This window comes from Caproicibacterium amylolyticum (assembly GCF_014467055.1).
Taxonomy (GTDB): Bacteria; Bacillota; Clostridia; order Oscillospirales; family Acutalibacteraceae; genus Caproicibacterium; species Caproicibacterium amylolyticum.
This window is the reverse complement of record NZ_CP060696.1, coordinates 354,563-368,450: the sequence shown is the minus strand read 5'-3', so window position 1 is coordinate 368,450 and position 13,888 is coordinate 354,563. Positions and strand designations below refer to the sequence as shown.

Sequence of the window (13,888 nt, the reverse complement as noted above, 5' to 3'; positions counted from 1 at the left end):
TGCCTGAAAAGCAACGGCACCGCACCGGCAAAAACAAAACTTTTTCCGTCACATATTCCGCTTACAATCGCAAATTATGAATTTTTTATGAATATGCGGTTTTCTTGTTTTCTGGGCTTGCATAGGCGTTACAATTTTGTTATCATTTATTATGTAAAGTTTTGCGGAATAAAGCATAAGTTTGTGGGTTTAAGTCGAACATATTTTACTCAAAGAGGGAAACGCATATGAAAAGAGTTTTCAGACATATCGGAGCCGCGGCACTTGCCGCCGTCATGCTGGCTTCTTCAGCATTTCCGGCAAATGCAGCAGCCACCTACCAGTACCCTACCTCTATTACCGGTGTCACAGTTTCCGGTCATCCGCTTACAGACAGTGAACTGAGCAAAGGTTCCTATCTGATTAATCTGGTCAAGGGACGAACCATTTACTTTGACGTGAAAAGCAGTAGGCCGGTAAACTTTACATCCGGTAATGGCAGCTGCGCGGTAACGGGAACTACCTGGTCCTACAATTCCTCAACCAAAACAACACGGTACACCATTACGGGCACCGGCAGCACCGGACAGGCATGCGGGCTCTACCTGGACAGAAACCGCATTTTCCAAGCACAAATCATTAACCAGCCGACATCTCAGCCCTTTATCAGTGACACAACGGATCCGCTCACTCAGCGTGTCGGAGATTCCTATACCTTTAAATTAACTCTAAAAGACTCCAACTCCAACTCCACTTTTATTGTCGGCAACGGCTCTGTGCTCTCAACTTACGCTCCCCCCGGAACTACAGACGCAAACGGAAACAAAGTTTATTATTACACCATCACCGCAAAAAAGGTTGGCTCCAGCGGCGTATATGCCATTGTAGACGGTGTTTCTTATCTGGTTTTTTCCTCAATCGTTGTAACCAACACCAATACCACACCGGTGGTGCCCGATAATCCCTACATATTTACACCAACGGTCACTTCGGATTCCGGTAAGACTTATAAAAAAGGAATTGATGTATCGAAGTGGCAAGGAACTATTGATTGGGATACTGTGAAAAAAACAGGTGTTGATTTTGTTATGCTGCGCGCAGGCTACGGCCAGAGCACCATCGATCAATATTTTGACCGCAACATTTCCGAATGCAACCGTCTTGGCATTCCCGTTGGTGTATACTGGTTCAGTTATGCGCATGATGCAGGCGGTGCGGCGCAGGAAGCACAGTCCTGCTTGGACGCAATTAAGAATTACAGAGTAGAATATCCTGTTTGCTTTGATTTAGAGTATGACACTTTACGTTACGCAAAGCAGTACTACAACGTAACGATTGACAAAACGCTGGCAAGCAATATGGCAAACGCTTTTTGCAGCACGATTGAAAACAATAATTACTATGCTATGAACTACGCAAATGACGATTGCCTAAAAAATCACTTCGATCAAAGTCTGCTGGGTGACTATGACCTTTGGTATGCATGCTACCCCTATATAACCCCGCCAACAACCATTAGTGACAGCTTTAACACTTCTGGCGCACGCATGTGGCAGTATACCAGCGTTGGTACCGTCGCCGGTATCTCAGGCAGTATTGATATGAATGTAAGTTCCTGTGATTATGCCGCTATCATTCGTAATGCAGGGCTAAATAATCTTGGTGGAGCCACACAGACACTTCGCAGAAGCACCTCTACAGTATGGAATCAAAATTCGCTGACTTTGAAATTGCTGCCAAACGCAACAGACAAGAGTACACCGGAACCCGGTAAAATGAGTCAGCCGAACTACCACGATTAATTAAAAGACAGGTACAACAACCAAATGCCCTCGGAAGTCTGCTTCCGAGGGCATTTTTAAGTACAAACACAAAGAAATCAAATATCCTTTTGAAAACAAATTGCTTCCGGCCGATTTTCGTAAATCCCGTAGTTGGGTATTACCGTGTACCCATTCTTTTTGTAAAAACGTACCGCATTTTCATTAATAACGCGGGTTTGAATTCTCACTTTGGAAAATTCAAGTTCATGCGCCTTCTGCTCTAGAAAAGCAATCAGCCTTGTGCCTGTCCCAAATGTATTAGCGCGCGCATACATGCGTTTGATTTCCGCAGTATCTTCCGACATTCGGCGCAGCGCGCCACAGCCAACTGGTGTTCCCTGCGCATTGCGCGCAATCACAAACACCGACCGTGTATCCAGCATATCCGCATTATTAAAGGTACTTCTGCCATCGTTTCCAGTCATTCTGTGTAAGATATCAGAAAGTTCATCTATCAGGATACGTGCATCTTCAGATTCAATGCTCTCCACAGCAATTTTAATTTTGTCCATAGGCGATTCTCCCAATGCTTTGTTTTCTATTTATAATTTTTTTGGGACGGAGATATTATACACTTTCTACTATGTCCATTCATGTACAAATTTTGAATTTTCGCTACAAACTTTTCTTAAAAAGATGACAAAAAAGAGCCGCCAGAAATCTCTGACAGCTCTTACGGATACAACACCGCATCCACCGTTTGGCTCCCCCTGTTGGACTCGAACCAACGACCCTGCGGTTAACAGCCGCATGCTCTACCAGCTGAGCTAAGGAGGAATATAAAAGTTGGCGCCTACCTAATTTCCCAGGCCGTTACCAGCCAAGTATTTTCGGCACGAGTGAGCTTAACTTCTGTGTTCGGAATGGGAACAGGTGGACCCTCACCGTCATCAGCACCAACAATCTAATTGAACTGCATCTCTGCAGCGATTAGCTATTATGAAATTTTCTTGTATCTCTACTTTGTAACCTTATTTACTAATGGTGACCCGTGCGGGATTCGAACCCACGTTAACGGCGTGAGAGGCCGCTGTCTTAACCGCTTGACCAACGGGCCGTTGGTGCGTCATCGGGGGCTCGAACCCCGGACACCCTGATTAAGAGTCAGGTGCTCTACCAACTGAGCTAATGGCGCATATTTTTGTACACTGAAAACTGAATAAAGATTAGATTAACGAATTTGGATATTGGACGAGACCATGAACTATGGTCAAGCCCTCGACCTATTAGTACTGCCAAGCTGAACACATTACTGTGCTTACACATGCAGCCTATCAACCTTGTAGTCTTCAAGGGGTCTTACTTGCTTACGCAATGGGATATCTTATCTTGGAGTCGGCTTCACGCTTAGATGCTTTCAGCGTTTATCCGATCCGCACATAGTTGCCCAGCTGTGCCATTGGCATGACAACTGGTGCGCCAGCGGTGCGTCCATCCCGGTCCTCTCGTACTAAGGACAGCTCTCCTCAAATATCCTGCGCCCACGACAGATAGGGACCGAACTGTCTCACGACGTTCTGAACCCAGCTCGCGTACCACTTTAATCGGCGAACAGCCGAACCCTTGGGACCGAATACAGCCCCAGGATGTGATGAGCCGACATCGAGGTGCCAAACCTCCCCGTCGATGTGGACTCTTGGGGGAGATCAGCCTGTTATCCCCAGGGTAGCTTTTATCCGTTGAGCGACGGCAATTCCACTCTCATACCGCCGGATCACTAACTCCAACTTTCGTTACTGCTCGGACTGTCATCCTCGCAGTTAGGCTAGCTTATGCGTTTACACTCAGTAGCACGGTTTCCATCCGTGCTGAGCTAACCTTTGAGCGCCTCCGTTACCTTTTAGGAGGCGACCGCCCCAGTCAAACTGCCCGTCTAACAATGTCCCCCGGCCGGTTTCACGGCCGCAGGTTAGAATTTCAGCAACTTAAGGGTGGTATCCCAAGGTCGACTCCGCCAGCGCTGGCGCACCGGTTTCCATGTCTCCCACCTATCCTGTACATAAATTACCGAAACCCAATATTAAACTGCAGTAAAGCTCCATGGGGTCTTTCCGTCTTGTCGCGGGTAACCGGCATCTTCACCGGTACTACAATTTCGCCGGGCGGGTAATTGAGACAGTGCTCAGATCGTTACACCATTCGTGCGGGTCGGAACTTACCCGACAAGGAATTTCGCTACCTTAGGACCGTTATAGTTACGGCCGCCGTTTACTGGGGCTTCAATTCAATGCTTGCACATCTCCTCTTAACCTTCCAGCACCGGGCAGGTGTCAGCTCCTATACGTCATCTTTCGATTTGGCAGAAACCTGTGTTTTTGATAAACAGTCGCCTGAGCCTTTTCACTGTGGCCTCCCTTGCAGGAGGCGCCCCTTATTCCGAAGTTACGGGGCCAATTTGCCGAGTTCCTTAACTACCCTTCTCCCGTTGACCTTAGAATTCTCTTCCTGTCTACCTGTGTCGGTTTGCGGTACGGGCGCCTCAGATATACATTAAGCTTTTCTTGCCCTGCTCTACAAATACTTCCCTACTCTAATTTTGGTCCCTTACGCCCGGGGCAACCATCGCCCGGGTTATTCGCTTTGCAGGTGTCTCTTAACTTAAATCTTTTGGCGGCTACGGAATTTCCACCGTATGTGCATCGACTACGCCTTTCGGCCTCGCCTTAGCTCCCGGCTTACTTGGAGCGGACGAACCTTCCTCCAAAAACCTTAGACTTTCGGTCAATATGATTCTCACACATTTCGCGCTACTCATTCCGGCATTCTCACTTCTGTATAGTCCACCAACGCTTCCGCTTTGATTTCACCCCATACAGAACGCTCTCCTACCATCCTTTCGGATCCCAAGCTTCGGTACACGATTTAGCCCCGTTAAATTTTCGGCGCAGGGTCACTCGACCAGTGAGCTATTACGCACTCTTTTAATGTATGGCTGCTTCTGAGCCAACATCCTGGTTGTCTGTGCAACCCCACATCCTTTTCCACTTAACCGTGTTTGGGGACCTTAGCTGTGGGTCTGGGCTGTTTCCCTTTTGACAACGAAACTTATCTCACGCTGTCTGACTCCCGTACATCAATTATCCGGCATTCTGAGTTTGATAGGTCTTGGTAGCCTCTCGGCCCCTTAACCATTCAGTGCTTTACCTCCGGTAATCTAATACGAGGCTAGCCCTAAAGCTATTTCGGAGAGAACCAGCTATCTCCGGGTTCGATTGGAATTTCTCCGCTACCCACACCTCATCCGCTACCATTTCAACGGGAGTCGGTTCGGTCCTCCATGAGGTTTTACCCTCACTTCAACCTGGACATGGGTAGGTCACCCGGTTTCGGGTCGAATACAACTGACTTTATGCGCCCTATTAAGACTCGCTCTCGCTGCGGCTCCGGACCTTAAGTCCTTAACCTCGCCAGTTACATTCACTCGCCGGACCATTCTACAAAAGGTACCCGATCACCCATTGACGGGCTCTCGGTGCTTGTAAGCACAAGGTTTCAGGTTCTATTTCACTCCCCTCCCGGGGTGCTTTTCACCTTTCCTTCACAGTACTGTTCTCTATCGGTCACTGGGTAGTATTTAGGCTTGGAGGGTGGTCCCCCCGTCTTCCCACCGGGTTTCACGTGTCCGGCGGTACTCTGGATACAGCTCGCTGCTTCGCCTTTTCGTTTACGTGGCTCTCACACTCTTTGACCGGCCTTTCCATACCGTTCAACTAAAGCTTAGCATGCTAAATGCTGTCCGAACCCCGAAGGTATTGCTACCCTCGGTTTGGCCTCTTCCGCGTTCGCTCGCCACTACTAGCAGAATCTCATTTGATGTCTCTTCCTCGCCCTACTTAGATGTTTCAGTTCAGGCGGTTCCCCTCGTAAACCTATGAATTCAGTTTACGATGACTGGACATGACTCCAGCCGGATTGCTCCATTCGGAAATCTATGGATCAATGCCCACTTACGGCTCCCCATAGCTTATCGCAGTTAGTTGCGTCCTTCTTCGGCTCCCAGTGCCAAGGCATTCCCCTTGCGCTCTTTGTAGCTTGACCATGTGTTCTTTTGGTTCTCATTCTTCGTATAATTATACGAACTCGTAAATTGCAAAATTGTAGTAATTTTTTAACTTTACTTAATATCGTTTTCGCAATCTTTCTTTATTCAGTTTTCAATGTACAAGCGGGGAAGCCCCCGCAGGCTATGTGCTGAAGGTTACGTCCACTTTCGTGTTCTTCCCTACTTCACTTTTACCCAGCGTTTGCTTTCCTATTGAATTTGCAGCAAAGAGTTCCGCCCTTTCGGCCGTTTCTCTTTGCTTACTTTCTCTTCTCGCAAAGAGAAAGTAAGTGGTGGGCTTAGGTGGACTCGAACCACCGACCTCACGCTTATCAGGCGTGCGCTCTAACCGGCTGAGCTATAAGCCCATTTCCCGGCTTCCCGGTTCTTACACCGTCAGCCCTTGGTGGAGATAAACGGGATCGAACCGTTGACCTCCTGCTTGCAAAGCAGGCGCTCTCCCAGCTGAGCTATACCCCCATACTGGTGGCTGTTTTCCCCATCCACCTTCGAGAATCTTTTGCAAGACCCTCAAAATTAAACAACGATTAACTCTTCGAACGGACCCGACCGACCTTGGATATTAGAACAGCTTGTTTCATCTGTTCAGTTCTCCATAGAAAGGAGGTGATCCAGCCGCACCTTCTGATACGGCTACCTTGTTACGACTTCACCCCAGTCGCCAATCCTACCTTCGGCAGCGCCCTCCTTGCGGTTAGGCAACTGACTTCGGGTATTACCGGCTCCCATGGTGTGACGGGCGGTGTGTACAAGGCCCGGGAACGTATTCACCGCGGCATTATGATCCGCGATTACTAGCAATTCCAACTTCATGCAGGCGGGTTTCAGCCTACAATCCGAACTGAGACCGTTTTTATAGGTTTGCTCCACCTCGCGGTTTCGCTTCTCTTTGTTAACGGCCATTGTAGTACGTGTGTAGCCCAGGTCATAAGGGGCATGATGATTTGACGTCGTCCCCACCTTCCTCCGTTTTGTCAACGGCAGTCTTGCTAGAGTGCTCTTGCGTAGCAACTAACAATAAGGGTTGCGCTCGTTGCGGGACTTAACCCAACATCTCACGACACGAGCTGACGACAACCATGCACCACCTGTCTCTACTTTCCCCGAAGGGCACCTAATGCATCTCTGCTTCGTTAGTAGGATGTCAAGACCTGGTAAGGTTCTTCGCGTTGCTTCGAATTAAACCACATACTCCACTGCTTGTGCGGGCCCCCGTCAATTCCTTTGAGTTTCAACCTTGCGGTCGTACTCCCCAGGTGGATTACTTATTGTGTTAACTCCGGCACGGAGGGGGTCAGACCCCCCACACCTAGTAATCATCGTTTACGGCATGGACTACCAGGGTATCTAATCCTGTTTGCTACCCATGCTTTCGTGCCTCAGCGTCAGTTAAAGCCCAGTAGGTCGCCTTCGCCACTGGTGTTCCTCCCGATCTCTACGCATTTCACCGCTACACCGGGAATTCCACCTACCTCTACTTCACTCAAGCCACGCAGTTTCAATTGCAGGCTATGGGTTGAGCCCATAGTTTTCACAACTGACTTGCATAGCCGCCTACGCACCCTTTACACCCAGTAAATCCGGACAACGCTTGCTCCCTACGTATTACCGCGGCTGCTGGCACGTAGTTAGCCGGAGCTTGCTGCTTGGGTACCGTCATTATCGTCCCCAAGTACAAAAGTTTACAATCCGAAGACCTTCATCCTTCACGCGGCGTTGCTGCATCAGAGTTTCCTCCATTGTGCAATATCCCCCACTGCTGCCTCCCGTAGGAGTCTGGGCCGTGTCTCAGTCCCAATGTGGCCGTTCAACCTCTCAGTCCGGCTACCGATCGTCGCCATGGTGGGCTGTTATCTCACCATCTAGCTAATCGGACGCGAGTCCATCTTACAGCGGATTGCTCCTTTGATTTCTCTACCATGTGATAAAGAAATGTCATGCGGTATTAGCGTCCGTTTCCAGACGTTATCCCCCTCTGTAAGGCAGGTTACTCACGCGTTACTCACCCGTCCGCCACTAAGCTCTCAACCGAAATCAAAAGCTTCGTTCGACTTGCATGTGTTAGGCACGCCGCCAGCGTTCGTCCTGAGCCAGGATCAAACTCTCTAAAATATTGTATCTAAACATCTTTCGACGCTCAAATCTATTTCAGAGCTTTTGTAAGCTCAATCTTGATACGCTTGCGTATCGCTTTTGCTGTTTTTATACGAGTCAGCTTCTCGTCATTCCTCTCGGAATTTTCGGGTCCGTTCTATTGTCATCGTTGTTTAATTTTCAAGGTCCTGTCGTCGTCATGCTCAACAAACATCTTTCAACTTCTCGCCCTGCTTTGCAGCAGCTTGTTCAGTTTTGTGTGCCTGTCTTGCGGCGACTCATATATAATACCACGCTACTTCCCTTATGTCAACACCTTTTTTGAACTTTTTTCGCTTTTTTCGCTTTTTCTCTGTCGCAAACCCTCGAATCCCGCATGTTTCCTAGGTTTTTTGGAGAATCGCGCCGCACGATTTCAAGTTGTAAACTGCCCGAATTCTTTTATAATATGTAAAAACGGGCTGAAAATTTTCATTTCCAGCCCGTTTTTGTCTCAATTTTTTATTCCTGTGGATGTTTGCAAACCCGCTGGCGCCGGATTTCCTGTGTTACACGCGCCGCCTGCACCGCTTCCGGCACGTCATGAGCGCGCACCATATCGATTCCGCAGAACTGTGCAATGCTGTCGGCAGCAATCGTACCCGGCATTCTATGCTCATACGGTGGGTTGCCGCTGGCCGCACTGATAACTCGCTTGCGGGAAGCCGCCATTACTGTACAACAGCCATGTGCCTGCATCTGATCCGCATTTGCAAGGATGCGCAGGTTCTCTTCATAGGTCTTGCCAAAACCGATGCCCGGGTCAAGGCAAATACGTTCCATTGCAATACCGGAGGCATTCAAAACATCAATCTGATGTACAAAATACTCTTTTATGGAATCCAAAATATCAACTTTGTTGTTCCCGCCCCCTCGGTGCATAACAATACATCCGCAGGTCTGGCTGGTAGCGACCGACTCAATCATAGCCGGGTCTTTAAAACCGCCAATATCATTGACAATATCTGCTCCATGCTGCACACAGGCATAGGCAACAGAAGCATAGCGTGTATCGATCGAAATCGGGATTGAAAATTCATTGTGCAGAACATCCAGCACCGGCAGTATCCGCTTCAGTTCCTCTTCCGGAGAAACCTGCTGATAACCCGGCTGGCTGGACTGCCCGCCCATATCAATCACATCTGCACCGGCAGCAGCCATTTCCCACGCAAGTGCAACTGCTGCTTCTGTAGAGAGGCATTCAGGATCCTCCGCATAATGGTCGGGCACCAAATTGAGAATACCCATAATATAAGTTTTATCTCCGAGCGGTAGCTGAAAACGGCCTGCCCTAAAGATTCTGCTCATGAAAAACACTCCTTTACAGTAGTCATCAGCGCGGGAAAGCGCTTCTTGAGGTTATCTTTACAGATACTATACGACAAAAGTTACAATTATACAACTGGATTTCACAAAAAGAATCCTTTATTTCGACGCATAAGCAAGCTGAATGCTGATTCCGTTCTGCGCAGCACAAGTACTGTACTGCATCGCAGTATAGGAAAGCTTTTTCCCGGCAGGCAGACTGCCGTTCGCATCCTGCACACAGGACTGAAAGAAATACGGGCCGCCGTTAAAAAGCTGTTGAACCGTACTGCCAAACTCAAGCTTTTCATCTATATGCAGTGCCAGAGAAACCTCCTTTTCCTGTGCGGCCTGCACCAATGCCTCTGCAATACGGGCACGTGCGGCAGAATCCAATGCTGCCACCTGCACAGCACATTTTTTATAATAGTTTGCATTATCTGAGGAAGCAGCCGGCAGTGCGAAATTGCAGTCAGCTGCATCACCATTCTGCGGGCTGATGGTGTGGTCGCGTTTGATCACAGCATCCGTTACATTAAAATAATCATATGTGCGCAGACTGCCATCCATCCATGTTGCGTCAAAATGATACCACTTTCCATCTATAGAAATCAGGTTCCAGATGTGTGAAGCACCCTTGGAGTTACCGTTCACCAATCGGCTTTGCAGCCCCGCCTTGCTGCACAGCAGTTGCATGGCGCGGGAATAGCCATCGCAGACCGCTTTGCCAGTCACCAAAGCACCGTAAGCGGTGTACGGCTGCCAGTTCGTCTGCTGTTTATCTGCAAAGGCAGCGTCGTCATAGGTACAGCGGTCTGCAAGCGCATTAAATAGTTTTATCTCACGCTCCAGTTCGGAATCCGCGGAAGAAACCTTTGAAAGGATCGTATCCGTAACGGAATCCAGTTTTTTCTGCAGTGCTTCCCGTTCCTGTGAACTGACGCGGCTGAAAAGCTGCACGGTCGTTCCGGTCAAGGAAAAAGAATAGGTGTACTGATTGGAAATCCAAAACAACTGCGGGTTATCGTTCAGCAGCGCCATAACGGTACGCCGCGTTTCATCATCACTTAGCTTAACGGTCAGAAGACTTGCGGTTTTCATCAGGTAGCCATTTTCGTCTTTGTTATCTGTTATATCCTGTGCACAGTCCAGCAGTTTTTCATACAAACGGCGGCATTGGTCACTGGGCAGACTCTTGTAATCTGAACGCTGCTCGACCGCTGTGCAGGCACTGGCCTTTGGGCCTGCCTTGACAGCCGCAGAAGAAACAGCAGCCGAAGATGCCGGTTCTATTTTCCAGGAGAAAAAGTCTTTTGACGGAAGTGTGCAGCCTGAAAGCAGGGAAAGTGCCAGCGCCAAAGCGGCGAGGCGCATCGGTTTCTTCATACTTCGGCCCCTTTTCTTGTTTATGTCAACCTCATTATTATACCTGCTTTTGCACTGCTTGCCTACACTCTTCACAAAGAAAATTTAAGTTTCTTAAAATTTCATAAAATTCCTTACATTATATATTCTGTATAAAGGCAGAAAAATCCCCGCAGGAAAGGTATTCTTCTCCTGCGGGGACCGCTTTCTAATTTTATAGCAGACTGTTAATCAGCAGCACCGCCCCGGCAACGACTGTTACTGCGCCGAGTGCCAGTATAATTTTTGCTGAAGTGGAAAGCGGCTGCCGACATTGCGATTCTTCCGGCTCCCGATAAGTAAAGCTGCTTTTGGTGCGCACGCCGGCCTCTGCCAGCAGCTTGCCGTCCCGGCGGCGCACGGTACCGGTAAAGAGTACCTGCTGTCCCGGCCGGATGCAGCCCTCCAGTACACGGTAGCCCTGAAACTCGTTCCCGGGCTGATAGTGCGCCAACCGTTCTACTGCCCCAAAAAGCGGCGTGCCCGGCTGTGCCGTATCCATATGAGAAGGGAACAGCTCTGCATTGTCCCCGAAGGAAGGAATATCGATCCATAGCTTTTCTTCTCCGGGCGCATCCTGCATAAATGGTTTGGCTTCACTTTTTCCGCTGTAAATTTCCCGCTGATGCTTGCCCTCAAGTGCAAGTACCCGTGTTTCAAAGTATGCTTTTTTTGTTTCATCAAACGCAGATGTTTCCGGCTGTTCCGCTTGCAAAGGCGCCCGCACGGTAAAGATGCCGGACTGCCCTTCCTTTAAATGTGCCGACACCTCACGAATGTCCATCATCTCTGCCGCTGTACCGCCTTCACCCTGCCGCATTCGATTATAAATCAGGCTCAGCAAAATTCCCGCAGCCAGCAGGACAATTCCGATAACGAGCTGCTGCATATTCTATCCCCAGCTTTCCGGTCAGTTTCCCTCATTTTAACACGCACCCACCAAAAACGCAACGGCCTGCTGTCCGGGTAAAAAAATGCGGCTGCTGCAGAAAGCCGGCAGCAGCCGCTATCTATATATAGAAACACTTGCTCAGAGTGTTTCAGTCTGCCTGTTGACGAAACGCGTGCAGTTTCAGTACGATTGCCGTTACATCGTCGTCGTGACCGTCACTGCGGCGTGCCACAGCACCGGCAACCACCGCTTCTGCCAACTCCTGCGGCGTTTTCGCTTCGCAGGAGCCTTCCAGCAGGGCAGTAATCCATGCAGTTCCCTCACAAAGTGCACCGTCACTTACCATGACAACCAAATCATTTCCGGCAAGTTCCTCCTGCGAGCAATGGAATGAAACCTGCTCCAAAATACCAACCGGAATCCCCGGTGCATCCACCGGATGCACTTTGCCGTCCACACGCACAAAGCTCATGGCCGCACCGGCCTTGTGAAACTCAACAATTCCAGTGTAAAGGTCCGCACTGACCAAGTCAACCGTTGCACTGGATTCATCCCCAGATTTTACGCCCATCGCTGTATTTACGATCTGCAGCGCACTGTCAAACCCAACCCCTGCTTGAATCAGTTGTGCCAGTAAATCCGAAACCATCACACCATCCACCGCCGCGCGGCCACCGGTACCCATGCCATCGCTGAGGATTGCAATATAGCGGCCGGTGCCGTCCTCAAAGCAGCGGGTGCTGTCACCGCACAAAGTGTTGTCGTAGCAGTTGTGGCGGGCACTGCCCATCACCATCCGGTACAGCGGCCGTTCGCAGAACACCAACCGCCACGAAGTCTGTGTCCGGCTGATGCTCGGTTGTGAAAAAGTGCGCCCGCAAACCTTGGAAACCTCACGGGTCAGGTCGGCTTTGTTCACTTTCACGCCCTCCCCGCGTACCGCCAGGATTTCAATCGTCATGCGTTCAAAACGGTCTACCCGGCAGCTGACATCCAGCGGCTGCAAAGCAAATTCATAAAGCACCTCCGAAACCAAATCTGCGCTGGTTTCATCACTGCGCTCAAACAGTTCAAATTCAGACGCCATTTCCTCCAAGACGGTACTCACAGCTGAAAACTGCCGCACCATTAAGCGGCGGTTCTGCGCGGTCTGCGTCCGGTGCAGTTCCTGCAAAGCGGACTGCGGGCGGTTCTGCTGAGCCTTGTCCAACTTTTCACCGACCTGCTGCACCGTACCTGCCACTTCACCAAGGGCATCCGCCGCGTGGTCAAGCCGCGCTACCACGGTACGACGTAAATCCTGCGCACGCGGCACTTCGCGGACATCCGTTTTGCCCGCAAAACGGCCAATTAAGTTTCCGGTCAGCCGTTCCGGCAGCAATATGTAGATAACCGACGCTGCGGCAACTTCCCAAAGTGTGTCCAACCGCTGTGTCGTCACCGCCGCAGGCAGGCTCGCCACCGCGCTGCTTAAAATAAACGCGCAGGCGCTCGGCAGCCGGCCAAGCGGGGCAAAGAGTCCGGCCATCAGTCCGCCCACACCGTAGGCGCCGGCCAGCCCGGAAAGGCCGTCCCCGGTAAAGGCAAAACAGGTACCGGCAGCCACACCGGCAACGCTGCCGCCCGCTACACCATTATACTCACTGGCATACAAAATAATCAGTACTGCCAGCACACCTCCCATCGTAATTGGTCCTGCACGCAGAGCCGCCAGTGCAAGCAGAAATACACCCGCCGAAAACGCTGCACAGGTCATTTCCTGCGGCAGATAGTGTCCCATTGGCCGCTGCTCTGTAAAAAGGTCCACTGTACGCGAAAAAAAATATGCCCAAGCTCCGGCAAGCAGTGCTTCCGCAACCGCATAAGCTGCCGCTGTGCTGCCGCTGTCATTTACAAAATATACAATCATGCCTGTACACAAAAGCGGTATTCCGGCAAGCAGAGCGGCATACCCCGCTTTTACCTGCATCAGCCGGGCTGCCACACTGCGCAGCACCCATCGGATGCCAATGCACGCCAGCAGCGCCGTCAGGCAGTGCATCGGCACCGTCACCGTACCCGGCAGTATGTATCCAAGTGCCGCGCCCAGCACTGCGGCCAGCGCATTTTCCCACGGGCAGGCCGCCGCCATCGCAATTCCGAATGGGGCACACCTGCCAAACACCACCGCACGTGCTGAAAGCAGTCCCAGTGCAAAAAAGACTGCCTGCTGTGCGATTGACTTCATTACCGCGCGCGGTTTTGCCCACGTAAGCAGCTGCTCTCTTGTCATTCTTGTCCACTCCGTTT

Annotated in this window: 6 protein-coding genes, 5 tRNA genes and 3 rRNA genes; 1 reads left to right on the top strand and 13 read right to left on the bottom strand. The window is 50.3% G+C overall.

All coding sequences use genetic code 11. The features are described 5' to 3' along the window. Window positions 1-227: 227 nt before the first annotated feature. Window positions 228-1,781: a glycoside hydrolase family 25 protein gene (locus H6X83_RS01690; protein WP_246419419.1), complete on the top strand. Its 1,554-nt coding sequence runs from the start codon at window positions 228-230 to the stop codon at window positions 1,779-1,781. Between the two features lie 77 nt (window positions 1,782-1,858). Here H6X83_RS01690 and H6X83_RS01685 read toward each other — a convergent pair whose 3' ends face one another. From H6X83_RS01685 to H6X83_RS01625, 13 genes are all read right to left on the bottom strand, one after another. Next, window positions 1,859-2,314 (bottom strand): GNAT family N-acetyltransferase, encoded by a 456-nt coding sequence (locus tag H6X83_RS01685; protein ID WP_212507459.1) that lies wholly within the window; start codon window positions 2,312-2,314, stop codon window positions 1,859-1,861. A 189-nt stretch (window positions 2,315-2,503) separates the two neighbouring features. After that, window positions 2,504-2,579, bottom strand: a tRNA-Asn gene (locus H6X83_RS01680). A 7-nt stretch (window positions 2,580-2,586) separates the two neighbouring features. Continuing rightward, a 5S ribosomal RNA gene (gene rrf / locus H6X83_RS01675) occupies window positions 2,587-2,703 on the bottom strand. An 81-nt stretch (window positions 2,704-2,784) separates the two neighbouring features. Then, window positions 2,785-2,859: transfer RNA gene (locus H6X83_RS01670), tRNA-Glu, on the bottom strand. A 2-nt stretch (window positions 2,860-2,861) separates the two neighbouring features. Beyond that, a tRNA-Lys gene (locus H6X83_RS01665) sits at window positions 2,862-2,937 on the bottom strand. Window positions 2,938-3,008: 71 nt separating this feature from the next. Further along, a 23S ribosomal RNA gene (locus H6X83_RS01660) occupies window positions 3,009-5,840 on the bottom strand. 295 nt (window positions 5,841-6,135) lie between these two features. Next, window positions 6,136-6,212, bottom strand: a tRNA-Ile gene (locus H6X83_RS01655). Between the two features lie 36 nt (window positions 6,213-6,248). Beyond that, window positions 6,249-6,324, bottom strand: a tRNA-Ala gene (locus tag H6X83_RS01650). A gap of 140 nt (window positions 6,325-6,464) precedes the next feature. Continuing rightward, window positions 6,465-7,977: ribosomal RNA gene (locus tag H6X83_RS01645) — 16S ribosomal RNA — on the bottom strand. The 16S, 23S and 5S rRNA genes sit together here with 5 tRNA genes alongside, the layout of an rRNA operon. A 483-nt stretch (window positions 7,978-8,460) precedes the next feature. Next, window positions 8,461-9,306: a dihydropteroate synthase gene (gene folP / locus H6X83_RS01640; RefSeq protein WP_212507458.1), complete on the bottom strand. Its 846-nt coding sequence runs from the start codon at window positions 9,304-9,306 to the stop codon at window positions 8,461-8,463. A gap of 117 nt (window positions 9,307-9,423) precedes the next feature. After that, the gene (locus tag H6X83_RS01635) at window positions 9,424-10,689 is read right to left on the bottom strand and encodes a transglutaminase domain-containing protein (protein ID WP_212507457.1); all 1,266 of its coding nucleotides are present in this window, start codon (window positions 10,687-10,689) and stop codon (window positions 9,424-9,426) included. Between the two features lie 193 nt (window positions 10,690-10,882). Beyond that, window positions 10,883-11,596, bottom strand: a complete 714-nt coding sequence (locus tag H6X83_RS01630; RefSeq protein WP_212507456.1) for a hypothetical protein — start codon at window positions 11,594-11,596, stop codon at window positions 10,883-10,885. A gap of 151 nt (window positions 11,597-11,747) precedes the next feature. After that, on the bottom strand, window positions 11,748-13,871 hold the full coding sequence (locus H6X83_RS01625) for a SpoIIE family protein phosphatase (RefSeq protein WP_212507455.1): 2,124 nt from the start codon (window positions 13,869-13,871) through the stop codon (window positions 11,748-11,750). Window positions 13,872-13,888: the final 17 nt, after the last annotated feature.

Excerpts from the sequence above, each read along its gene's own strand:
- H6X83_RS01635 (WP_212507457.1), bottom strand. The coding sequence starts at position 10,689 with ATGAAGAAACCGATGCGCCTCGCCGCTTTGGCGCTGGCACTTTCCCTG.
- H6X83_RS01625 (WP_212507455.1), bottom strand. The coding sequence starts at position 13,871 with ATGACAAGAGAGCAGCTGCTTACGTGGGCAAAACCGCGCGCGGTAATG.
- H6X83_RS01685 (WP_212507459.1), bottom strand. The coding sequence starts at position 2,314 with ATGGACAAAATTAAAATTGCTGTGGAGAGCATTGAATCTGAAGATGCA.
- folP (WP_212507458.1), bottom strand. The coding sequence starts at position 9,306 with ATGAGCAGAATCTTTAGGGCAGGCCGTTTTCAGCTACCGCTCGGAGAT.
- H6X83_RS01630 (WP_212507456.1), bottom strand. The coding sequence starts at position 11,596 with ATGCAGCAGCTCGTTATCGGAATTGTCCTGCTGGCTGCGGGAATTTTG.
- H6X83_RS01690 (WP_246419419.1), top strand. The coding sequence starts at position 228 with ATGAAAAGAGTTTTCAGACATATCGGAGCCGCGGCACTTGCCGCCGTC.